Here is a 21,967-nt window from a genome sequence, read left to right on the forward strand (position 1 = left end):
TCATGATACAAACGAAGGGACCCTGCCTATAGGCAGGATCCCTTCACCACCATCTATATCAACACGGCAGCAGAAAGCTCTAGAAACTTTCGGCCGTCGGGATACGACGTCGGTTCATATAGTTTATTCTCTGTTTTTAAAAGTGTGTCAACTTACGGAAACTATTTTCCAGTGCTGCGCGGGACGGTGTACGTATATTTACTTGCTGTCCCATCCTGCTCCGTCTCATACATAAAGGTCTGGCTATCTTCTGACCAGCTTCCTTTGACCCAGGCACCTTTTAAAGTACGGACTTCCAGGGTTGTTCGGTCTACACCGTTATCGGAAAGCTTATACACTTTCAGCTTTTTGCCCTCAATAGCCACCGCATAGCTACCATCAGGCGAGTTGAGCTGATCTGTAGATGCGGATTGGGCACTATAGCTGGAAGCATTATCGTTGTCTGGAGAGACCAGTGAATTAGATACAAAGCCTTCTTTACGAACGGGGTCTTGTGACACGGATGATTGCTGATCATTAGAAGCTGCATTGCTGCTATCCGTTCCCAAGGTATTCCCCGAATCCTTAGTGATGCTTTTGGAAGTCGTGTCTTTCGACGTTTCGTTTGACGCAATCCGCTCCTGCACCTTCAATTCCTGACTAAGCGACGAAGATGAATCATTCGTACTCGTGCTATCGTTATTACCGTCCTGAGCCGTACCCGTACCCGCTAGGGGCGCTTTTTCCATTTTCGGTTCTAACTGTTCATCAGATGCAATCGTAGGTTGATCAGATTTTTCCTGACTTAACTGTTTGTCCTCAGATTTAGAAGCATCTGCAGCAGACGGATTTTCCTTTGTCATCTGACGATCCGTACGTAGCTGTCCCTGCCCTTCCTCCTGACGAGAAGAACGTTCAGCTGGTGCAGACTTCGTCGAATCTTCCTCCCCAGCTCGCTGATCGTCACGTTTCCCAGCATCCCGTTTGGAAGAGTTCTTTTCATCGTCTGCATTGGTCGCACCTTGTTTGCTCAGGTCAGGTTCTTTATCCGCAGGTGGCTGAGATGCATCCGTTCCTTGCCCCTGCTCTGATGGCTGCTGTGTAGAATCCGAACCAATGGCTGCATCACGGCCTCCACTGCCATTGGCTGTATCTGTAATTTCCGTCTGATTTTGCGGATTCGTCACTTCGGGCGACTGGGTTGTAAGTATGCCTTCCGCATCCTGCACTGTTTTAGGCTCGAAGTTAAATACTACAATACCCAGCACAACAGCAGCGGCAGCCACGCCCATAGCAGCGCGCCCAGCCATTCGATTCCACCAAGGTGTAGGCTGGGTACGCTGTCTAGGCACTGGTCCAGGCTCTACAGCCACAGGCTGCATTTCCTGAAGCGCACTTCCCTGCTCTTCACGTGCGCGGTCAATGGCATCAAGCTGAGGCATGATGGAATCCACCAGGCTGAACGCCGGGGAAACCGCAGGCAATTCCTCCAGCTCGCGAGAGAGTGTCTGAAGAATAAGAAATTTTTCCGCACAGTCCGGGCAAGTCGCAATATGGTTCATTAATTGGGACGTTTCTTCTTCGCCCAGCTCATGATCCACATAACGCTGCATCCAATCCATCACCTCTTCCCCACACTTCATCCTGATACACCACCTTTCTGATATTCCTGAAGTAGCCCTTGCAATTGCTGTCTTGCACGATATAAGTATGACTTGACCGTATTTAGCGGCAAATCCAGAGAATCTGCAATCTCGTTATAGGAGAAGTCCTGCAAATATCTTAAGACAATTACCGTCCGGTGGTGCTCCGGAAGCTGTTGTATAGCCTCACGAACATCCTGTGCCATGTAAGAGGTCAACACCTCGACCTCCACATTTTGGGGATCGTTGAATATCATGTCGTGCTCGTCAATGGAAACCGAGGGCTTCGTTCTTCTGAATTTGTCGATGCATATATTCGTTACAATGCGTTGGACCCAGGTTTTAAACTGCGCTTTTTCCTCATAAGAGTTAATTTTGGAATAGATCCGTATGAGGGCTTCTTGTGAAGCATCCATGGCGTCCTGCTCATTGTTTAGAATGTAATATGCCGTACGGTACACATGCTGTTCTATCTCTCTTAATAGGGTAATGAGAGCGTCGCGATCGCCCGATTGAGCGGCTCGAATGAGTCCCTGCTCTACCACAAAGGATCCCCCTCTCCCTGCAATATTACAGACGTATCCATTTTGCAAATTGTTGCAGGATAGACGTCTGACACTAATTTTATTTTTTTAACAAAAAAAATTATACCAAAAAGCCCAGAATCCCCAGCATATCCTCCCTTAGAATAACAGAAAAAGGGAAGGTAGTCACCTTCCCCTAGCTCCTACATACATCTAAATGCTAGCCTATCGAGCTGCAGGATCATATTGTTACTTCTTGGAAACCAAAAAATCAGATATGAGTTCTAATTGATAAGTCAGAGCAATCGGATCTTGAAAATAAAAATCGTCGATTGAGTATTGATATACTTTACCTGATTTAACGGCAGAAAGGTTCTTCCACACACTTTTAGATAAAATATCTTTTCCTTGGTCTGCTCCGTCGCCTCGAATACCCAACATTAAAAAATCGGCATCGGCCAGCATCTCCGGTAAAGCCTCTATTGAAATGCTGGCCCACCCCTTCTCGAACGCTGCCTTTTCTACCTTCTCAGGAGCATGAAGTCCCAGCTCATCATAAAGTATGGCTCCTCCACGTCCATAAGATTTTCCATATAGATATAATTCTTTTCCTGTAATCTCAAAAATAGCGATTTTTTTACCCGAATCAATGACGTCAGACAAAGCCTGTTTCTTCTCAGCAATCTTGGTTGCAAAATCAGCCAGGCAATTCTTCGCTTCCTGCTCCTTGTTTAACACTTTGCCCAGCTCCATCAGACGGTCCTTATATTGATATTTACCATATGGGATAAACACTGTAGGCGCTATTTTTTTCAGATTTTCATATGCTTTCTCATCATAGGTAATGATCAGATCCGGCTTTAGGGTGATTACCTTTTCAAGGGACAATGCGGAGCTGTCACCGATATTTTCAACACCATTCAAGTATTTTTTATAATATGGAGCATTAAATACGGTATCTGGAGCCCCTACAGGTGTAATACCAAGTGCTAGCCCATCACCTACATAATCACCGACTGCTACTACGACACGCTGGGGATGCTCAGGAAGAGTAATTGTACCTTTATCACTTTCATATGTACGTGTGGCAGCCTCATCTCCAATTGATGTGGTCTTGGAAGCAGTCGATTGACCGCTTTCTGTTACAGTCCCACCCCCACTTGTAGCGCATGCACTCAATACCAGCATTAACGAAATGATGAACAAACAAGCTGATGCTCTAAATTTAAAATAACTCACAATATTCCTCCCGTTAATAATGATTCTCATTTTCATTACTCATATGATTCTATCAAAGCTTACAGCTACTGTCCATGCAGATTGGATTCAAAGCAAACAGCCCACTCCTGAGAGTGAGCACCCGTTTTAGTATGTTGTTGTATTAGTATCTGTTTTGTACTGTTTGCGTTGGTAGCGCACACTCAGTTTTCCTTGCTGTGCTCGAATCTGTATCTCTCCCATCGTATCTGTTCGATATATAGCAGAATCAACTGCCGATAAACGTTCCAATACCGCTTCATTCGGATGTCCGTAAGTATTGGTCGCACCGACCGAAATAACGGATACTTTCGGTCGCCAGTAGGATAACCACTCTTCCGAGGTGGAATACTTGCTACCGTGATGTGCTATTTTCATGACATCTACAGCTTTCCCCACAGCCCCCGTTACTCCCTTATCTTTCACACTTGATGAAAAACGAGTTAATTCAGAGAGCAACGACGACTCTGCTGCATCATCCATATCTCCTGTGAACAAAAACGAGGCTCCCTCCATCTCTAATATCATGGCAACAGAGTAATGATTTTGCTCCTTCATAACAGGCAACTGCTCAGATTCGTCCTCCGGTAGCGTAAACGGATAGAGAAAGCGGATTTTCGTAGCCTGGTCTGGCTCCCATTCCATACTATGATGTGCACCGTACAGCTTAATCTGCTTGTCTAAAGCCGTGTTCAACAGCTTACGGAATGGGGCTTTATCTGTCAGGGTACCATTAAAAAACAAGGTAGATACGGGAATCTGGTCAAGCACAGCCTGTAGTCCTCCTGCATGATCATGATCTCCGTGTGTTAAAATGACAGCGTCCAGCCGATGTACACCTCGTTGCTTTAGCAAGGGTACAATCGTATCTTCACCTACCTCGTAGGGATCTGCGCGTTTGCGCCAAGCATTTTTCCCTGTAGCAAAGTCCATTGTACCCCCGCCATCCACCAAAATATGTTTCCCGCCCGGCGTGGTAATTAAAATGCTGTCACCTTGGCCCACATCCAGATATTGAACAGTTCCCGTATTTCCTCCACCAGGAGATTGATAACCTGTATACAATATGCCAAGCCAGGCGATAACACTTAGAGCCAGTGCCAAATGACGATAACCATTCCACTGTCGACGCGCAAATTTCCCTGCCCCCTCAGGTTCATGAGCCGTATTCAAAACAGCAGCCCATTCGGCAGAAGCTGCTAATCCCGTATACACCGGTGATGATATGGGAGTGGAATTCAAAACAGAATTATCGTCTGTTTGCCTGCGAGATGTCAGCCACGTTTTGAGCCAGTACAGAACACTATACAGAGCCGCGTAATACGCCATGACCCACAGGATGGAGGAAGACGGCCAAATACTCACATAAGCATCATCCACATTCAGCCATTTCACTAGTAAAAAGGTCAAATCGTTCAATTGCTCTGCCGGCCACGCAAGAATACGAGCCCCATCCTCCCACAAAAAGGCAATCCCCATCGCCACTGTACCTAATGGAAGCACGATATATGTAATAAGGGGTACTAGCACAAAATTGGCCGCAAGTGATAACAGCGAAAATTGATTAAAGTAGAATACCGTCATTGGAAACGAAACAAGCTGTGCCGTAATTGTAATCGCAACCTCACCTCCGATTAGGAAAGGCCATTTGGCGAAAAACGGCTTCATAAGCGGCATATAAATGAGCAACCCACCTGTCACCAAAAAGGAAAGCTGAAAGCTGACGCTAAGTAGATAATATGGATTCCAAATCAGCATGAGCAACGCGGATATACTTAAAATATTAAGTCCGTCTTTGAGCACACCTCGTCGGGCTGCAAACAAGCCGATCATCGCCATAATTCCCGCCCTCACAACAGAGGGAGAAGCACCTGTCAGCAGGACATAAGCCGGAATGAGTATCAAAACGACTGTAAGAGATGTCTCGCGGCTAACTCTTAGTAGCTTGAGTAAATATAATAGTGTAGCTGCATATACCGCCACATGCATGCCCGATATTGCTAAAATATGCGTTAAACCAAGCTTCGTAAACTCGTTATACGTTGCTGGGTCCAACTCATCTGTTACCCCAAGCACCAGTCCTTTCATATATCCTGCGTGATGAAGTGATGTAAATGCCGATTCCATTCTCTGCCCTAGTTGCTCCCTTAGCTGATCATTCCATCTGAACAAAGTGTAGCGGTTCCATAGTGAAGCCTCCTGCTTCTGTAACGAAGCTGCCCCATCGCCTTTGAAAAGCCAGTGGATTTCCTGTGTGTGCAGGTATTCACTGTAATCAAAGCTACCAAAGTTCCCCGCTTTTGTAGGAGCCTTTAAGGTGCCACGCAGTACGACTGCATCTCCACGTTGCCACGCTGCCGCAAGTTGCTGTTCCTGCTTGGCAGCCAACTTGATATGAACAATGACCTGTTCAGAAATTAGTGCACGATTCTCGTCCTTTTTCGAATGACTTCCGTAGTGATTGATTGAGGTGACTCTCATCTCAAACTGTGTTCGATCACCATCTACCTGTACTTTAGAAGCGATAAGCCCTGCTACTTGAACAGGCATGTCTTCCACCATAGAAGACGATACATGAAGAGCATCGGGAATACTGCTAACATTATGCGTATCATGCCAAAACCAATGAAATCCACCACCGCTGAATGCAAGCCAAAGTAATACCATATGCCGGATGGGCATTTTCATCCATAAAGCTATAAGCGGAAAGATCAGGGTAACCCCCGCCCAGAGGAACAAAAGCATATGTCCAGAATACAGACATGCTCCCGCACTTCCTGTAATCCAACAAACAGTAAGGGTCAATATAGGTCTAGTTAACACAAGCTTAGCCTGAATACAATCACCTTCCGGTAGCAAACATTGCTTTCTGTCCAAAAAACACAAAACAAAAAGAACCTCTGACAAAATAGCATTCGTCAGAGGTTCTTCCTCGTTTACTTTTTTAATTCATTACATCCATCAGCGTTTCTTTTGGTGGATGATAGGTTTTCAGCATACGAAAGGCGATTCCCTTTTCCTCCATCATAGCACGAACCTTGTCGGCATCTTTGGGATAAGGTCGGTGGTATACAATCTCCACAATACCGCTGTTCGCCAACATATTGGCACACGTCCAGCATGGCTGGTCGGTGACATATACTGAAGAGCCTTCACGATCAATTCGGTCAGTAAACAGCAGCAGGTTCTGCTCCGCATGAATAGTGCGAATACAACGCTGCTTCTTAACCATTTCCTCACGCCCATCACGGTGAACGACCTCATACTCCTCTGAGATCATGCAGCCTGCCTCAGAACAGTCAGGTACCCCGGATGGTGCTCCATTATAGGCCGTCCCCAAAAGCTTTTTACCTTGTACAAGTACGGCTCCAACATGACGCCGCGCACAGCGCGAACGGGTGGATACCATATAAGCGATATCCATGAAATAGGTGTCCCAGTCCTTGCGTACATCTGCACTCATTTCCATCTCTCCCGTATAAACAAGTTAAAACGTAAACCATATCCGCTACCGCCGTTCTCAGGACCTGTACATTATAATCTTATATAAGTTACAAACTGACATACGGCTTCATTTTAGCCAACATTTTAGCTCCGATTCCCTTTACATGATCCAAATCGTTCACACGTTTGAACGCCCCGTGCTGATTACGGTAGTTCAGTATAGCCTCGGCTTTTTTAGCCCCAACCCCTGGTAATTCCATTAACTCAGCAGCAGTCGCCGTGTTGATGTTTACCTTTTTTTCGCCGGAATCGGGTGTAGTAACCGAATCACTTGCCCTATTGGTCCTACTCGTCGTTGCACCACTCGAACTAACAATACCTGTGCCTGAGCTCGGATTCGCAACACCTGACTGCTTTACGGTACTTGAATTTCCCGCAATAGAGTTTTCGCTCACAGCAGCAGATACACCAGTAGAAATCTGCACAGTATCACGTTTCACATTGTCAGCGGCTTCGGCATTCCTACTGCGCTCAGCTTTGTCTGAAGGTTCTTTTACACCAGGCTTTTTTTGGGCGTAGTCACTGCTGCGCTGCGACTCATTTGGCTCTGCCTCCATCGCCACAGCCTGCTCCACCTTATGGTTAAGTAAAGTCCACTCTTCTTGCGGCTCAGAGCGCTGTCCTCCGGCAAATAAAATAAGTCCGCTCCCGATTACAGCAAGCGTTATCGCTGTTCCTGTCCATACACGTTTCATTTCCGTATCGTCCCCTACTCCACATGGATTTCGGGAAATTGAGCCGACTGAAAACACCGTCTCAATCAAACAGAGCAAGTCTGTCCAATTCCCGTTAAACCGGAGGGTGCAAACAACCTCCATACGGTCTCGCTGTGAGCATTTTCACAAAAAAGTGGTACGACCCCGGGGACGATCTAACATGCTCAGACATAAAATTCGTCATGTCGGCCAAGACCAGGCGCATACACTAAGAAGAATGACAGCTGACAGCACAGCGTCTATACCGCAAAGTATGAAAGGAGGACGTTGAACAATGAAAGTTGGATTTATCGGGACTGGCAGCATGGGAAGTCTGCTAATTGAGTCTTTTATTAATTCTAACGCACTCAAGCCGCAGCAAATATCAGCAAGCAATCGAACGCATTCCAAGGTAACCGAGCTAGCCCGTCGCTATCCAGGTTTGCATGCAGCCCAAAGCAACCGTGAAACGGCAGCGGAAAGCGATGTTCTGTTTATCTGTGTGAAGCCGCTGGAATCAAAAGCCGTAACGGATGAAATACGCAACGTCATTACAGAAGAGCAAATCGTCGTATCTATCACAAGCCCGGTGCAGATTCGTATTTTGGAACATGCACTGAAAGCCAAAGTGTCCAAAATTATTCCAAGTATCACCCACCAAGTGGGCAGCGGAGCCTCACTGTGCATCCATGGAAGCCGGATTACAGAGGAGGATCGCACCCTTCTGGAAGAGCTTATGTCCCACATCAGCAGGCCGATTCGGGTTAAAGAATCTTATACTCGGATCACGTCGGATTTTTCGAGTTGTGGTCCTGCTTTCTTGGCCTTTTTTATGGACCAGTGGATTCAAGCCGCAGTTCAAGCTACAGGTATAGACCGTACGGAGCTATGCGCCCTGGCCGGTGAAATGATCATCGGCACTGGAAAGCTGCTCACGGAAGGCGGGATGACACCAGCCGAGTTACAGGCCAGAGTGGCGGTTCCCGGAGGTATTACCGCCGAAGCTCTCGCATTGTTGGACATCAGCCTGCATAGCGTCTTTCCCGAGCTGATACAGGCCACGCACAACAAATATGAAGAGGATATGCAAAAGGTAGATGTCTCCTTCGGCTTAAAGCCGATTAACCGGCAACAATATTAACCAGCTTACCTGGAACAGCAATTACCTTGCGGATCGTTTTGCCGGCCAGTGCCTGCTGAACATTGTCCAACGACACAGCGAATGCCTCCATCGCTTTAGCATCAAGGTCCTTGGCAATCGTTGCACGCTGTACGATTTTACCATTTACTTGCACAACAATTTCCACTTCGGCGTCCACCGTCCATGCTTCATCATAAGCAGGCCAAGCCGCGTAGGTAATGCTATCATTGTGCCCCAGCAGCTGCCACAATTCCTCAGCCAGATGGGGTGCAAGCGGCGACAGCATTTGCACGAAGTTTTCCATTGCTGCACGCGGCAGAAGGTCTGCTTTGTATGCATCGTTGGTGAAGATCATCAGCTGGCTGATCGCTGTATTGAAGCGCAGCGCATCCAGATCTTCGGTTACTTTTTTCAGCGTTTTATGCCAAGTACGATTGAACTCATCACTACCGCCGTCATTTGTAATTTTATCATTCAGGCTACCATCCTCCGAAACAAACAGGCGCCATACGCGGGACAGAAAACGATGTGCTCCCTCTACCCCATTCTCATTCCATGGCTTGGTCGCTTCCAGCGGCCCCATAAACATCTCATAAATACGCAGCGTATCGGCGCCAAATGTATTGACAATATCATCAGGATTAATGACATTACCGCGTGATTTACTCATTTTTTCATTGTTGTTGCCCAAAATCATACCCTGGTTGACCAGCTTATAAAAAGGCTCTTTCGTTTCCACTACGCCGATATCATACAGTACCTTATGCCAGAAACGGGCATACAGCAAGTGAAGAACCGCATGTTCCGCTCCGCCAATATACAAATCAACAGGCATCCATTCACGTTGTTTCTCTTTGGATACAAGCTCTTTGTCATTTTTCGGATCAATAAAGCGCAGGTAATACCAGCAACTTCCTGCCCATTGCGGCATTGTATTCGTCTCGCGACGTGCTTTCATACCTGTCTCAGGATCAATGGTTTCCACCCAATCTGTTGCGTTCGCCAGCGGGGATTCACCTGTACCTGAAGGCTTAATATTGTCCATCTCCGGCAGTACGAGCGGAAGTTGGTCCTCAGGAACCGTTTTGATCGTTCCATCCTCCAGATGAATTACCGGAATCGGCTCGCCCCAATAGCGTTGACGGCTGAACAGCCAGTCACGCAGGCGGTAGGTGACTTTGCCGTGTCCTTTGCCCTCGGCTTCCAGCCATTCAATCATCTTCGGAATCGCTTCCTCATTGGTAAGTCCATTCAGCGGGCCTGAATTGACGTGCGGTCCATCCTCAGTATATGGCTCATTAGCCACATCTCCACCTTGGACAACCTCAATGATATTCAATCCGAATTGCTTGGCAAATTCCCAGTCACGCGTATCGTGAGCAGGTACAGCCATAATCGCTCCAGTTCCGTAGCCTGCCAGTACATAGTCAGCTATCCAGATCGGCAGCTTTTCGCCGTTCACCGGGTTCACTGCATAAGCTCCTGTGAATACGCCTGTTTTATCCTTGGCCAGATCCGTACGCTCCAGATCGCTTTTACGAGCAGCTTGTTCACGGTACTGTTGTACAGCATCCTTTTGCTTAGGCGTAGTGATAATATCTACTAATTCCTGCTCTGGTGCCAGCACACAGTAGCTTGCGCCGAACAGTGTATCTGGGCGGGTTGTAAATACTGTGAGTTGCTCGTCATAGCCTTCAATTGGAAAACGAACCTCTGCCCCGGTAGACTTACCGATCCAGTTCCGCTGCATATCCTTAATACTCTCAGACCAATCCAGTTCCTCCAGATCATCCAGCAGACGATCCGCGTATTCCGTAATTTTCAGCATCCATTGACGCATTGGTTTACGGACGACCGGATGACCGCCACGCTCACTCTTGCCGTCAATAACTTCTTCATTCGCCAGCACTGTTCCCAGCGCTGGGCACCAGTTCACGGGTACTTCAGCTACATATGCAAGGCCGCGCTTGTACAGCTGGATGAAGATCCACTGTGTCCATTTGTAGTAATCAGGGTCCGTCGTGCTGATTTCACGATCCCAGTCGTAGGAGAAGCCGAGCGATTTGATTTGACGGCGGAAGTTATTTACGTTTTTCACCGTAATTTCGCGTGGGTGCTCCCCTGTATCCAGCGCATGCTGCTCGGCAGGCAGACCGAAGGCGTCCCAACCCATCGGATGCAATACGTTGTAGCCGCGCATTCTTTTATAACGTGAAACAATATCCGTAGCTGTGTAGCCCTCTGGGTGGCCTACATGCAGGCCGGCTCCAGATGGGTACGGAAACATATCCAAAGCATAAAACTTCGGTTTGCCCGGCTCTTCCCCGGTGCGGAACGTCTTGTTCTCATCCCAATATTTCTGCCATTTTGGTTCAATACTTTGCGGTTGATAGCCGTGCTTCGGCTGTGTGTCTGTCATTGTCTTTTCCTCCTCAAACGGTATGCAACAAAAAAACCTCTGCATCCCGTAGCGTGTCAGCGCTAGGGACGAGAGGTTATATTCCCGTGGTACCACCCTAGTTAGCAGAAAGCGTTCTTCGCGTTCTACTCCCTTTGCACCTGATAACGGAGGTGATCCGATGCGGGTTAATAACAGGATACAAGCACCTGTAAAGGCGTTCCTGCGTTGGACGCATATCTCCGAGGCGAGTTCACTTTGCGCTGTCAACCGGCTTGCACCACCCGCCGGCTCTCTATATGTCCAGACAAAGCTACTATTCCTCATCAGCGATTGTTTAACCGTTAATAATGGCACTATTATATTGAAAACCGCGAAAAAAGTCAAATAAGGACTAGCTTTGGTGTTAAAGACCCTCTTCATACTAATTGTTCATGACACATGCATACGAATGTTTTATAATAACTTCGAATTAAATTGATGAAAATTGAGTTGAGTTGAGATAAGAAAGGTGAGCTGAGACATGGCACAGATTAAAATTTTCGGAATAAAAGAAGCTCTAAATCCAATCAAAAAGCAGCTTTCAGAGGTGATTCATTCTGCTGTGGTGGATGCGTTCAAATATCCTCCAGACAAGAGGTTTCATCGTTTTTTCCCTATGGATCAGGAAGACTTTATATATGCCGATGGTCGCTCTGAGGCGTACACCATTATTGAAATCAGTATCTTTGAAGGCAGAACGACAGAAGCTAAGAAGCAGCTCATCCAGCTGTTATTCCAACGAATTACGGACCATTTTGGCATTGCTCCACAGGATCTTGAGATTACTATATTTGAAACGCCCAAACAGAACTGGGGTATTCGGGGTGTACCGGGTGATGAGCTTCAGTTGAACTATAAAGTGAATATATGAGTGCAAAAAGACGCCCTTCATGTCATCATGAAAAGCGTCTTTCTTTTCCTAAATTTGCTCAATGAGTCTTCACTATTTTACAGCAACATAAAACAGTCTCGCCGCGTCACCTTCTGCTTCTACCCATTCAAAATCCGCATATACCTTCACATCACGAAAACCTGCTTTGGACAATTCTGCCTTCATCCAGTCTGGGTCATAGGCACGCTGTACATGTATTTCCTCGAAACGCTGGTATAGATCGCGTCCTTCATGTTCTGCTTTCGCAAAGATACTAAGATGATGCTCAATTTCACAACGGGGAGTGTCCAACGCACATGTCCAGATATATGAGATAGAGCGATCATCCAGTACGAATGGCTGCTCTTCATCATAACGTAAAAACGTCTGGGGATGATGTACATCGAACAAGAAGGTTCCGCCAGGCTTCAGACCAGCATGAGTTCTACGAAAAGTAGAAATTATATCTTCTTCCTCCAACAAGTAATTCAGACAATCGCAAAAAGAAATTACAGAATCCACAGGCTCGGGTAAAATCCATTCTCTCATATCCTGCTGTATCCAGCGAACGCTTCCCTCACGAAACAATCGCTGTCCCTGGGGAGTGGTTTCCATTTTGCGACGGGCTACTGCCAGCATGTCAGAGGATAAGTCGATTCCAGACACTTCGAAGCCCGAGTTAACTAGGGGAATCGTAATCGAACCCGTTCCACAGCCCAGCTCAGCCACCGTATGCGGCATACCGTACTGATCCCAAGCCTGCCGTGCAAAGCGTAACCAGTCCGGGTACGGCATGTCCTGCATCAGCTCATCATACACATAGGCAAACTTCCGGTAAGAAGCCATTTTTATTCCCCATTCCCGTCCTTCGGTTTCGGCATTTTCTCCACCAGGTAGGTCCAGTTTTCCTTTTGTGTAACCATTCCTTCCTTCATCAGCTTGCCCATCGCACGCTTGAAGGCGGATTTACTAATACCAAACCGTTGCTTGATAATATCCGGCGGCGTTGCGTCGGAGTAAGGCATGCCGCCACCCGGACGCTCCTTCAGAAAAGCAATCAACCGCTCCGCATCCTCATCACGGCCTACTTCCTTGCGTGGCGACATCGCCAGATTGACCCGACCGTCTTCGCGAACAAGTGTGACCCGTACCTTAACCTCTTCGCCCAAGCGAAGCATCCGGTTGCGTTCCGAGGAGTGAATCATCCCAATCGCACCAAAACCAAGCACACCTCCGTCCACCAGAACAAATGTGCCCATTTGAAGCGGCTTGTACACCGTCGCCTGCACCCACGTATTCAGCCACGAATCAGGGGCGTGGAAGCACAACGGAGCAAGCTCCTGTTCCCCTGCCAGCTTAGCCCGCAGTCTGCCTTGCTTGTCATGCTCCATAATGGCATATACGTAGTCGCCCACCTGAGGATGTAAATCTCGGTTTTCTGGCAACTCACGAATCGGCAGCAAAAGCTGACGGCCCAATCCCATCTCTAGGAAACAACCCAAACGCGGATGCACATCGGCCACCTCAAGCTTTGCCATTTCGCCCAACGACAAGAACGGCTTTTTCATGGTTGCGGCCAAGCGGTCCTCTGTATCGTGAAAAATAAATACCTCCAACCGTTCACCAACTTCAATTTCACGTGTCAGCTCCGTATAATGCAGTAGCACATCCTGCTCACCAACAGTGAGAAAGTAGCCGAAAGGAGATACTTCACGATCCACCATAATGGTGACATAAGTACCGGCGATCAAACTCATACCTTTTCCACAACCTTAGCATCCGACCAGAGTCGTTCAATGTTATAGTATTCGCGCTCGTCGCGATGGAAGACATGCACTACGACATCCCCCAAATCCATTAGAACCCAACGGGCTGAATCCATTCCTTCGATTCCTTTGATGGTTACACCTTCATCATGAGCGCGTTTGCGAATTTCTGTTGCAATCGCCTGTACCTGTGTATCCGAATTACCATGGCAGATGACAAAATAATCAGCTACTAGTGATATTCCCCGCAAATCCAGTGCGACAACATTCATTGCCTTTTTATCATTTGCAGCATCAACCGCTGTTTGCATTAATTGCTCATTAGTTAGGGTCATTCATGAACCTCCGTTTTTCTCTGTTTTAGTTGTTGAATCAAGTCATTACGCGACAAGACTGTTAGTGGAAAAATAACCTTTTTCTTTTCCAGCAACAATGAAATCGTGGAGTCGAATCCAGCGATAAGGCCCTGCTCCAAGCTTTTCTTTGCCTGTTTACGGATATGCTCAACCCCCGGAAAATCCCGTCCCGGTTCGATGTAATCAGCGAGACACACGACTTTATCCAGCAGGCTCATACCTACGCGTCCTGACGTATGCCAGCGAATCGCATTCCTTATTTCCGGATCATCCACTCCGTAATCTCTTGCTGCAACGCAGTATCCTACCTCTGAATGCCAGAGCTGCTTGTCATGTTCCAAAAGCTCCTGATCACATTCGGGATGACTGCGAATCACCTCTTCCATCTGCTGAACAGGCCAATACTTCGCTACATCATGCAAAATAGCCGCCAGTTCGGCCTTTTCCGGATCTGCTCCATAGCGCTTCGCAAGCTCCACTGAGGTATGCATAACACCTAGTGTGTGCTTCCAGCGCTTTTCAGGCATTTGACCAGATACGGCTTCCATTAATTGCTCACGGCTGTACTTCATACAAACCGCCCCTTGTAATATAGTCATGCACACGATCTGGCACAAGATAACGGATAGTGCGCCCTTCCGCAGCACGCTCTCGAATATCCGTCGACGAAATGTCCACCACCGGCATATCCGCCAGCAGTACCTTGTCCTGCAAAAAATGCGGCAACTCATCCAACGCAAGCTGGAACCCTGGGCGCCGAACACCAATAAAACAAATTCGCTGCACCAGCTCCTCAATTCCCTGCCAATGAGGCAAGTAGTTCACCATATCCGCACCAATAATAAAATAAAAATCCACAGCAGAGTGCAACTCCTGAAGCTCCTTGATCGTGTCAATGGTATAGGATACTCCCCCGCGAAGCACTTCAATATCCAGCACTTCAAAAGCAGGATGACCCGCTACCGCTTCACTCGTCATCTCCAGACGCTCCTTACCGCTCGCCCCCGCCTGATGCTTGTGCGGAGGAATATGAGAAGGCATAAACCATACTTGATCCAGCCCATAGGCATCTCTTGCCGCTTCTCCAGCCAGCAGATGTCCAATATGAATCGGGTCAAATGTACCACCCATAATACCGATTTTCATAATTTTCTCCCCGCGTGTTATCCTCTAGGCAACTCAATTTCCTTATGATCACGGGATTCTTTGTACAAAATAATAGTGCTCCCGATGATCTGAACAAGCTCAGAACCTGTCTCCGCGGCCAGTTCTTCCGCAATTTCATGCTTGTCGTCCAAACAGTTGTTCAAAATTTGCACTTTCATCAGCTCACGCTTTTCAATCGCATCGTTGATGTGACGCATAAGATGCTCATTCGTACCGTTTTTTCCTACTTGAAAAACCGGATCCAAATGATGCGCCATTGAACGCAAATATCTTTTTTGTTTACCTGTTAACATGTATATTTAACCCCTTCGTCGCCACATATGCAATGCAGCATTTCCATAATTTTAATGTACAATCTTACTTACGACAGGCTACTCAGCACAGCCGCTCTCATTTGCTCTACAGCAGGGACAACCCCTGTAAAATACTCAAAAGCCACAGCCCCCTGGTACACGAACATGCCCAAACCCCCATGTACAGTGCAGCCGCGCTGTTCACGGCTTTCCTGTAAAAGTCTCGTTTCCAGCGGGTTGTAGATCAAATCACTCACAATGATTCCCTCCGGAATCAAGCTCGTTTCCAGTGGAAGTTCATCCGATAAAGGAGACATTCCCACCGAGGTTGTGTTAATCAATACATTCACTGTGGCGAGCACGCTCTTGGCATCTTCGTTGGAATAACCCCTCACTGGGATCGCTTCCGTCGTCCACTCTAATGCCAGTTGCTCAGCTTTGTCACGTGTTCGGTTCAAAATAATAACCGATTCCGGTTGCTCCTCCAACAGAGCATGAATTACACCACGAGCAGCCCCTCCGGCTCCAAGAACAGCAATTCTTGCGCCCTTCAACTCGACAGAAGTCTCTTCTTTGAGGGAACGTACGTAGCCAATTCCGTCCGTGTTATAGCCCTTAAGACGTCCATTGTCATTCACTATCGTATTGACAGCGCCAATGAGTCTGGCCCCTTCATCAATCTCATCCAGATATTTCATAACCTCAACTTTATGGGGAATCGTCACATTGACTCCGCGGAAATGCAAAGCGCGAATCCCCTTCATGGCATCTTCCAGCTGATCCGGTTTGACATGAAGAGGTACAAAATCTCCTTCAATCCCCGCTGCCTGTAAAGCTATTTTATGCATAAGAGGCGATTTGGAGTGCTTGATCGGATCACCCAATACGCCCAATAGTACAAGACCTTGTTCGGTCGCTTCAGACTCCCCGCTGTTCATCGTTGCTCTCCCCCATATTGCAAAATATTAGGCCGCACAAATACATGAATGGCGGCAGGAACCAGTACCTGTTCCTTGCCGCCCTATAACATGGTTACAGCAACGTTATATCAACGCAGGCCGCAAAAGCACACGGACTCCCCGAGGAGCATGAACCGCAATCAGAGCTCCGTTCTCGCTATTTACCCTGATCCATCCCAAACCGGAAATGTAGATGTCCGATGGAGATTTGCGTGGAACGCGGAACTCATGTCTTGTCCATTCCGGCATCTCTGCCAATTGATCGCGTGTTGGCGGAGATAACAATTCCCCGGCATGATCAGCGAACAACTGATCAGCTCGCTCCAGCTTCGTGCGATGTATCTTAAGACCACCGTTAATGTAGCAGGTAAATGATTGGTGCTGACCCTCCACAAAATCAAATCGGGCCATACCGCCGAAAAACAATGTTTGTCCAGCATCAAGCTGATATGCAGCAGGCTTCAGCGGCTTGTCCGGCATAATAGCGCTCAAGTCCTGACGGGAGACGATTTCACTGAATCGCCAAGGGTATACAATACCCGGAGTATCAATAATGTGCTTGCCGTCGTCGAGCGGAATATTCACCATATCGAGTGTAGTCCCCGGGTAACGGGACGTTGTGAGTTCCTGCTCCATATCGCTATAATCACGAATCAAGCGGTTAATAAGTGTGGATTTACCCACATTTGTCGCTCCCACTACATATACATCGCGGTTACCACGGAGCTCAGATACCACATCCAACAGACGGTCAAAGCCCTGATTTTTTTTAGCTGAGCACAGTACAATTTCTTCTGTGCGAAGTCCTTGCTCCTTCGCTTGCTTTTGTACCCAGTTACGTACCTTGTTCCAATTCGTTACCTTAGGCAGCAAATCGGTCTTGTTCACAGCCAGTATAACTGGATTGGAGCCTACAAAGCGCTGCAAACCGGAAATCAAGCTACCTTCAAAATCAAAAATATCTACAATGTGGATGACGAGCGCATCCTTGTCGCCAATCTGGCTGAGCAGCTTCAAGAACTCATCTTGATCCACCGTAACTGAAGACGTCTCATTATAGTTTTTGATCCGGAAGCAACGCTGACAGATGACAGGTTCGCGAGTAAGCAATTTTTCAGGAATATATCCCGGAAGCTCCGGGCTAGTGGTCTGCACGGTGATACCGCAACCACTACATTTGACGGCAGTGCCGCCGTCAGGTCTTTCAGTCATTCTTCTTTTCCTCCTCAAGCCATAAGCCTTTCTTACGTAACCTTGTGAGCGCGATTCGCTCCAACCGCCGATTAAATCGGGTCATGACCCCTTCATCATGAATGGATATCGGTAGCACCAACACCGTATGCAATCCTAGTCGGTTGCCTCCCAATACGTCCGTCAACATTTGGTCCCCGACCATAATAGTCTCTTCCGGAGTCAGCCCCATCATACGGATGGCTCTACGAAAAGACGAGTTGGAGGGCTTCCGTGCGGCATGTATAAATTCAATGTCCAAAGGCGTAGCAAACACGGATACACGGTCCATATTGTTGTTAGACACGATGACAAGCTTAAAACCCGCCTGTTTGACCTTCTCAAACCAGGCCACCAGCTCGGGAGTCGCATTCGGCGCTTTTGCACCGACCAGCGTGTTATCTAGATCCGTAATAATGCCGCGATATCCTTGAGCATACAAGCCTTCAAGATCAATATCAAAGACGGTATTCACCCGTAATTTGGGCATCAGCATTTCAAACAACGTCGGTCACCTCAGTTTCATACGACAAACTATACCATATTACTATGGCTTAGTAAAAAGCTATCCGCAACAAACGGACAGCTTTTTCACTAAATATATAGCTAAAGATTAAAATAGACGGCGTTTGAACCTAATCAAAAATAGACTAGTCTTGATCCTTCTGATCCGACTCAGCTTTTCGTCCAGCCCATCGTTTTATCCATCCTTCTTTGTGTAACAGAGATGCCTGCTGGCGAACCATATGCCAATCTTCTGCGGTTACAGATGAGGGACTATAACGCGCTTGTTCAAATCGGCCAAGCAGCTGATGTAAAATTGAAGCGTGTTCCGGTACTTCTAGCGACCATCTATCAACTGATTCCCTCAGCGTCTCGTGACTGGCGCGGACAAATCCCTTTCTTCGCATGTACCTTAACCAGTGCTCAGTTTCGACGACCACCTTTTCATCCGGGGTCAGCGGCTTACCTCTGCGTAACCGCAGCAGGTAAAAGTGAATGTCTGCGCGATTACGCCAGACGATATAAGCAGCCCACAGCAGCAGAATTACAGCAGCAGAACCTATGATTACAGGATGAATCTTTGAACCTACTTCTGGATTAGTCTGCGGGGTTTGTTCAGGCTGTTCTGGTTCAGGCTGATCTTTAACCTCAGGGACTTCTGGAGTCTTTGAATCCTCCTGTTCCGTAAGCAGCGGCATATCAAAGCCAGGCGTAGCTTCTACAGGAACCCAACCGTATTCACCTAAATATACTTCCGCCCAGGAATGAGCATCCGCATTTGTCACGGAGTAAGAGGACATATTTTCGTCACTTTCGCCCGTTGTTGCATCATCTGAAAATGTCTGCTGACCAGGTGCATACCCTTTAACCCAGCGGGCTGGAACCCCAACAGAGCGAGCCATCATGACTAATGAGGTGGAATAATAATCGCAATAGCCCTCCCGAATCTCAAACAGAAAGGCATCCACAAAATCTCTGCTTCTTTTCCGTGAGAGGTCCGGATTGTTCGTATATGCATAATTTTGCTGCAAATATTGCTGTAGTAATCCGACTTTTTCATACGGCGTTTTCGCTGTTGACGTTACGTTCTGAGCCAAATCACGAACCCGCTGTGGCAACTCATCTGGAATTTGTAGATAGGCTTCCTGTTTGTTTTTTCCGTACAACTCATTAAAAGTTTTTGTGCGTAGCTCTTTCTCAGGGATCACAGGGACATGCGATACCAGAGTATACGTTTTAGGATAAGCAGTTCTTCGGGAGGATGGATTCCAAAGCAGTTCTGCCTGTTCCGGGTTCCAACGTAACCCATCTGCCCGTGAATCTCTGTCCACCGATTGAACACGCTGCACCGAATAAGCGCCAAACAGAACAGGATAGCTCTGGTCGTTTTGCATCGTAATGGTTTGAACGACCTGCTCAGTCGAATGCCGCGTTTCTTGTGTGTTTTCAAGTTCAGCGGTCATCGGCACATCATTTAGCGTTTGATCATCGTTGTCCCCGTCACTCCAGCCTGTACCGGAATAGGTTCGTTTCGTTTCCCCCCGCCAATAGCTTCGCTGAGTGGTCGTGATGGTCATGACAGGAGAATAATCAAAATTAAAACCTCCACCCAACCGATTATCCTGGCGACTATAACCCGATGCGGTGTTCATCCGCTGATTCAGTGCCCCAGATCCATTGCTGATCCCAGCGGTGGTTGAGCTATCTCTCTGGGTCCACGCTGTATAGGGATCCGTCAAAGCTGGCTGTACCTCAGGCATATTAACACCAGCCATAATAATGAGCGCAAAAATGACCGCAATATTGGCTGCTATTTTATATGGATAGCGCCGAATATGCTTCCATCCTTGAGGATAATGCTGCCGAAAATACTGCAGATGCTGTGTCACCAGCCAACCCATACCAGCAAAGACGATCCAAGCAACCTCCTCCCACAGCACAGTTGGCGTGAAGGAATCAAGCACTGCCAGCGCGGCAATATTAATACCCACAAAAACAAGAATCCGTTGCTTCGTTGTAACGATGAGCGGCACCATTTCAATAACTAGCCAAGCGATAAGGGAAAACCAAATATAAGGAGACATATTGGATATAAATTGGTCCAGGCGATTGGCTACCCCTCCGAAGGGGATAATGATGGAGTAAGACACCAATGTCCGATACAAAATAAAAAACAGCGCCGCCGCCTTAACAATAAATTCAATCCAAGGACGAAATGGTAGTACAATCTTCACCAGAGCCAGCATCGTAATGGTCATCAGTACAAGTGCTCTTGTCTCTTCCAGCCATAATTCGGAAGCAAAAGAAACCCATTGCATGGCAATAATAATAATCCATAAAAATGTAAAAGCGGGGGCCCAGGAACCCTTTAACGATTGTAACCAGCTCTTCATAGTGTTCCTCCCCCCATTACAGCCGGGAGCTCCTCAAGGCTCTCAACATCGTAGCCCTTGATTCCTCTTGCACGAAGCATGCTCATCCATTCTTCAGCTTCTCCCTCAGCAGAACCTTCTCCGATATAGACGTGGCACGGAGTCATCCCCCGGGTATCGGCCCAGCGAAGAAGCTCCATCGCCTGATAATCCTTCAGCGGACTAATCAATATAAAATAACAGCCTTGCGGAAACTGGCGTACACTGCTTTCTACAGCGGATTTCAAGCTACCTTGTGAAGTTGTGTGTATGTCTACCAAGTGATGCATCATTCGTTGTCGTTCCATTGTCTGCTCACTTGGCTGAAAGACGGTACCTTTCTCTCCAGCTGTGCACAATCCAACCCCCATTCGCTCCCGTCCACCATATTCCAGCAATGAAGCGGTAGAGGATACAGCTAGCTCAAACTGTTCGGCGTTTACATAATGCTTCATGTGTACGTCCAGCACAAGCATCGTTTTAGGAACGGTCTCATGCTCAAATTCCTTGGATTTCCAGCTACCTGTACGCGCCGTCGCATTCCAGTGGATGCGCGAAAACCGATCTCCATATACATAATCCCGTACACCGTTAATTTGTGTCGTTTCACGCCGCGTTCGAGTTTGAACGGTCTGCGGTCCAGACATCCTTGAGCGACGGTCATTCATCTGCCAATACGGAATGAATACCGTTCGGGGCAGCACCCGAAATTCACCGCGTGCGTTCAAGCTGCCTTTGTGCTCCAACAGACCGAAGATGTCCTCACTCACACATTCCGTATCCTCAAAGTGATAGCTTCCTCGCTCTAAAGCAGGAGTCTGAAATGTAAGCTGACCGCCCCCTTTTAGACTGGGAATGACACTGTCCTCAAACGACCAGGATTCACCTGTATGTCGCTTGAGGACCTCACGGACAATGACATAGGGTAACGGAAGAAAACCAGGTATACTGAGGCTCAGCTTTACATGCACCTGATCTCCCGCATGCAGCAGTTCTCCAAACTGCGAGCCTTGCGAAAGCTGCCGGGAGCCTTGCACACGGCGAACTCCGCTCAGACCAACGATCCATAAATAAACGATTAACAGCGTAACCATAGACAACAGCATGACCGACGTCTTGCCGCCCTGAAACAACAAATATAGCAGGCACACCACCCATATGACCACCAGAAGCCAGATGCGGCCTGACAGCCGTGGAAGCCTGCGCTTCCTTTTGACCATATCCATT

At 47.6% G+C, this 21,967-nt stretch carries 20 protein-coding genes and 1 other annotated feature; of the genes, 2 read left to right on the plus strand and 18 right to left on the minus strand.

All coding sequences use genetic code 11. The annotated features are described in order from the left end of the window. Positions 1–161: 161 nt before the first annotated feature. From NLX78_RS10355 to NLX78_RS10380, 6 genes are all read right to left on the minus strand, one after another. On the minus strand, positions 162–1,622 hold the full coding sequence (locus NLX78_RS10355; protein WP_254350316.1) for a zf-HC2 domain-containing protein: 1,461 nt from the start codon (positions 1,620–1,622) through the stop codon (positions 162–164). Next, a complete protein-coding gene (locus NLX78_RS10360) occupies positions 1,619–2,167 on the minus strand; it encodes an RNA polymerase sigma factor (RefSeq protein ID WP_013311184.1) in 549 nt (182 codons plus the stop codon). The genes NLX78_RS10355 and NLX78_RS10360 overlap by 4 nt, the downstream gene beginning before the upstream one ends. Before the next feature lie 228 nt (positions 2,168–2,395). After that, positions 2,396–3,385, minus strand: a complete 990-nt coding sequence (locus NLX78_RS10365) for an iron-hydroxamate ABC transporter substrate-binding protein (RefSeq protein WP_254350317.1) — start codon at positions 3,383–3,385, stop codon at positions 2,396–2,398. A gap of 126 nt (positions 3,386–3,511) precedes the next feature. Further along, positions 3,512–6,091, minus strand: a complete 2,580-nt coding sequence (locus NLX78_RS10370) for a ComEC/Rec2 family competence protein (protein ID WP_254350318.1) — start codon at positions 6,089–6,091, stop codon at positions 3,512–3,514. A 256-nt stretch (positions 6,092–6,347) separates the two neighbouring features. After that, the gene (locus tag NLX78_RS10375) at positions 6,348–6,866 is read right to left on the minus strand and encodes a deoxycytidylate deaminase (protein ID WP_025723414.1); all 519 of its coding nucleotides are present in this window, start codon (positions 6,864–6,866) and stop codon (positions 6,348–6,350) included. An 88-nt stretch (positions 6,867–6,954) separates the two neighbouring features. After that, on the minus strand, positions 6,955–7,602 hold the full coding sequence (locus NLX78_RS10380; RefSeq protein WP_254350319.1) for a ComEA family DNA-binding protein: 648 nt from the start codon (positions 7,600–7,602) through the stop codon (positions 6,955–6,957). Between the two features lie 295 nt (positions 7,603–7,897). On the opposite strand from NLX78_RS10380, the gene comER reads away from it, so the two are divergent. Then, on the plus strand, positions 7,898–8,743 hold the full coding sequence (gene comER, locus NLX78_RS10385) for a late competence protein ComER (RefSeq protein WP_028540440.1): 846 nt from the start codon (positions 7,898–7,900) through the stop codon (positions 8,741–8,743). Here the strand turns inward: comER and leuS are convergent. Then, positions 8,724–11,162: a leucine--tRNA ligase gene (gene leuS / locus NLX78_RS10390; RefSeq protein WP_254350320.1), complete on the minus strand. Its 2,439-nt coding sequence runs from the start codon at positions 11,160–11,162 to the stop codon at positions 8,724–8,726. The genes comER and leuS overlap by 20 nt on opposite strands. Before the next feature lie 61 nt (positions 11,163–11,223). Beyond that, positions 11,224–11,480, minus strand: a binding site (T-box leader). A gap of 184 nt (positions 11,481–11,664) precedes the next feature. On the opposite strand from leuS, the gene NLX78_RS10395 reads away from it, so the two are divergent. Continuing rightward, positions 11,665–12,054 (plus strand): tautomerase family protein, encoded by a 390-nt coding sequence (locus NLX78_RS10395; protein ID WP_069290032.1) that lies wholly within the window; start codon positions 11,665–11,667, stop codon positions 12,052–12,054. Positions 12,055–12,126: 72 nt separating this feature from the next. Here the strand turns inward: NLX78_RS10395 and NLX78_RS10400 are convergent, their stop codons facing one another. The 11 genes from NLX78_RS10400 to NLX78_RS10450 all read right to left on the minus strand — a co-directional run bounded on the left by NLX78_RS10400 (position 12,127) and on the right by NLX78_RS10450 (position 21,966). After that, the gene (locus tag NLX78_RS10400; protein ID WP_039272314.1) at positions 12,127–12,900 is read right to left on the minus strand and encodes a class I SAM-dependent DNA methyltransferase; all 774 of its coding nucleotides are present in this window, start codon (positions 12,898–12,900) and stop codon (positions 12,127–12,129) included. A gap of 2 nt (positions 12,901–12,902) precedes the next feature. Continuing rightward, positions 12,903–13,811 carry a CvfB family protein gene (locus NLX78_RS10405; protein WP_235309301.1) on the minus strand — a complete coding sequence of 303 codons (909 nt, stop codon included), beginning with the start codon at positions 13,809–13,811 and terminating at the stop codon, positions 12,903–12,905. After that, a complete protein-coding gene (gene rsfS / locus NLX78_RS10410; protein ID WP_025723405.1) occupies positions 13,808–14,155 on the minus strand; it encodes a ribosome silencing factor in 348 nt (115 codons plus the stop codon). The genes NLX78_RS10405 and rsfS overlap by 4 nt, the downstream gene beginning before the upstream one ends. Further along, positions 14,152–14,748, minus strand: a complete 597-nt coding sequence (yqeK, locus tag NLX78_RS10415; protein ID WP_254350321.1) for a bis(5'-nucleosyl)-tetraphosphatase (symmetrical) YqeK — start codon at positions 14,746–14,748, stop codon at positions 14,152–14,154. The genes rsfS and yqeK overlap by 4 nt, the downstream gene beginning before the upstream one ends. Continuing rightward, on the minus strand, positions 14,732–15,322 hold the full coding sequence (nadD, locus tag NLX78_RS10420) for a nicotinate-nucleotide adenylyltransferase (protein ID WP_254350322.1): 591 nt from the start codon (positions 15,320–15,322) through the stop codon (positions 14,732–14,734). Before nadD ends, yqeK begins: the two co-directional genes overlap by 17 nt. A 17-nt stretch (positions 15,323–15,339) precedes the next feature. Next, positions 15,340–15,636: a ribosome assembly RNA-binding protein YhbY gene (gene yhbY, locus NLX78_RS10425; RefSeq protein WP_013311197.1), complete on the minus strand. Its 297-nt coding sequence runs from the start codon at positions 15,634–15,636 to the stop codon at positions 15,340–15,342. 68 nt (positions 15,637–15,704) lie between these two features. Next, positions 15,705–16,574 (minus strand): shikimate dehydrogenase, encoded by an 870-nt coding sequence (aroE, locus tag NLX78_RS10430; protein WP_103049579.1) that lies wholly within the window; start codon positions 16,572–16,574, stop codon positions 15,705–15,707. 105 nt (positions 16,575–16,679) lie between these two features. Further along, positions 16,680–17,807, minus strand: coding sequence for a ribosome biogenesis GTPase YqeH (yqeH, locus tag NLX78_RS10435; RefSeq protein ID WP_039272319.1), 1,128 nt, complete (start codon positions 17,805–17,807; stop codon positions 16,680–16,682). Further along, the gene (locus NLX78_RS10440; RefSeq protein WP_013311200.1) at positions 17,800–18,330 is read right to left on the minus strand and encodes a YqeG family HAD IIIA-type phosphatase; all 531 of its coding nucleotides are present in this window, start codon (positions 18,328–18,330) and stop codon (positions 17,800–17,802) included. The genes yqeH and NLX78_RS10440 overlap by 8 nt, the downstream gene beginning before the upstream one ends. A 145-nt stretch (positions 18,331–18,475) precedes the next feature. Beyond that, positions 18,476–20,722, minus strand: coding sequence for a transglutaminase TgpA family protein (locus NLX78_RS10445; protein WP_254350323.1), 2,247 nt, complete (start codon positions 20,720–20,722; stop codon positions 18,476–18,478). After that, positions 20,719–21,966 (minus strand): DUF58 domain-containing protein, encoded by a 1,248-nt coding sequence (locus NLX78_RS10450; protein WP_254350324.1) that lies wholly within the window; start codon positions 21,964–21,966, stop codon positions 20,719–20,721. Before NLX78_RS10450 ends, NLX78_RS10445 begins: the two co-directional genes overlap by 4 nt. Between the last annotated feature and the right edge of the window lies 1 nt (position 21,967).

It is taken from the genome of Paenibacillus sp. Lou8.1 (assembly GCF_024213565.1).
GTDB lineage: Bacteria > Bacillota > Bacilli > Paenibacillales > Paenibacillaceae > Paenibacillus > Paenibacillus polymyxa_B.

Coding starts and splice junctions, on each gene's coding strand:
- yhbY (WP_013311197.1), bottom strand. CDS start 15,636: ATGTTAACAGGTAAACAAAAAAGATATTTGCGTTCAATGGCGCATCAT.
- NLX78_RS10375 (WP_025723414.1), bottom strand. CDS start 6,866: ATGAGTGCAGATGTACGCAAGGACTGGGACACCTATTTCATGGATATC.
- NLX78_RS10400 (WP_039272314.1), bottom strand. CDS start 12,900: ATGGCTTCTTACCGGAAGTTTGCCTATGTGTATGATGAGCTGATGCAG.
- NLX78_RS10380 (WP_254350319.1), bottom strand. CDS start 7,602: ATGAAACGTGTATGGACAGGAACAGCGATAACGCTTGCTGTAATCGGG.
- NLX78_RS10450 (WP_254350324.1), bottom strand. CDS start 21,966: ATGGATATGGTCAAAAGGAAGCGCAGGCTTCCACGGCTGTCAGGCCGC.
- NLX78_RS10355 (WP_254350316.1), bottom strand. CDS start 1,622: ATGAAGTGTGGGGAAGAGGTGATGGATTGGATGCAGCGTTATGTGGAT.
- yqeH (WP_039272319.1), bottom strand. CDS start 17,807: ATGACTGAAAGACCTGACGGCGGCACTGCCGTCAAATGTAGTGGTTGC.
- leuS (WP_254350320.1), bottom strand. CDS start 11,162: ATGACAGACACACAGCCGAAGCACGGCTATCAACCGCAAAGTATTGAA.
- comER (WP_028540440.1), top strand. CDS start 7,898: ATGAAAGTTGGATTTATCGGGACTGGCAGCATGGGAAGTCTGCTAATT.
- yqeK (WP_254350321.1), bottom strand. CDS start 14,748: ATGAAGTACAGCCGTGAGCAATTAATGGAAGCCGTATCTGGTCAAATG.
- NLX78_RS10405 (WP_235309301.1), bottom strand. CDS start 13,811: ATGAGTTTGATCGCCGGTACTTATGTCACCATTATGGTGGATCGTGAA.
- NLX78_RS10370 (WP_254350318.1), bottom strand. CDS start 6,091: ATGAAAATGCCCATCCGGCATATGGTATTACTTTGGCTTGCATTCAGC.
- NLX78_RS10445 (WP_254350323.1), bottom strand. CDS start 20,722: ATGAAGAGCTGGTTACAATCGTTAAAGGGTTCCTGGGCCCCCGCTTTT.
- NLX78_RS10395 (WP_069290032.1), top strand. CDS start 11,665: ATGGCACAGATTAAAATTTTCGGAATAAAAGAAGCTCTAAATCCAATC.
- rsfS (WP_025723405.1), bottom strand. CDS start 14,155: ATGACCCTAACTAATGAGCAATTAATGCAAACAGCGGTTGATGCTGCA.
- nadD (WP_254350322.1), bottom strand. CDS start 15,322: ATGAAAATCGGTATTATGGGTGGTACATTTGACCCGATTCATATTGGA.
- aroE (WP_103049579.1), bottom strand. CDS start 16,574: ATGAACAGCGGGGAGTCTGAAGCGACCGAACAAGGTCTTGTACTATTG.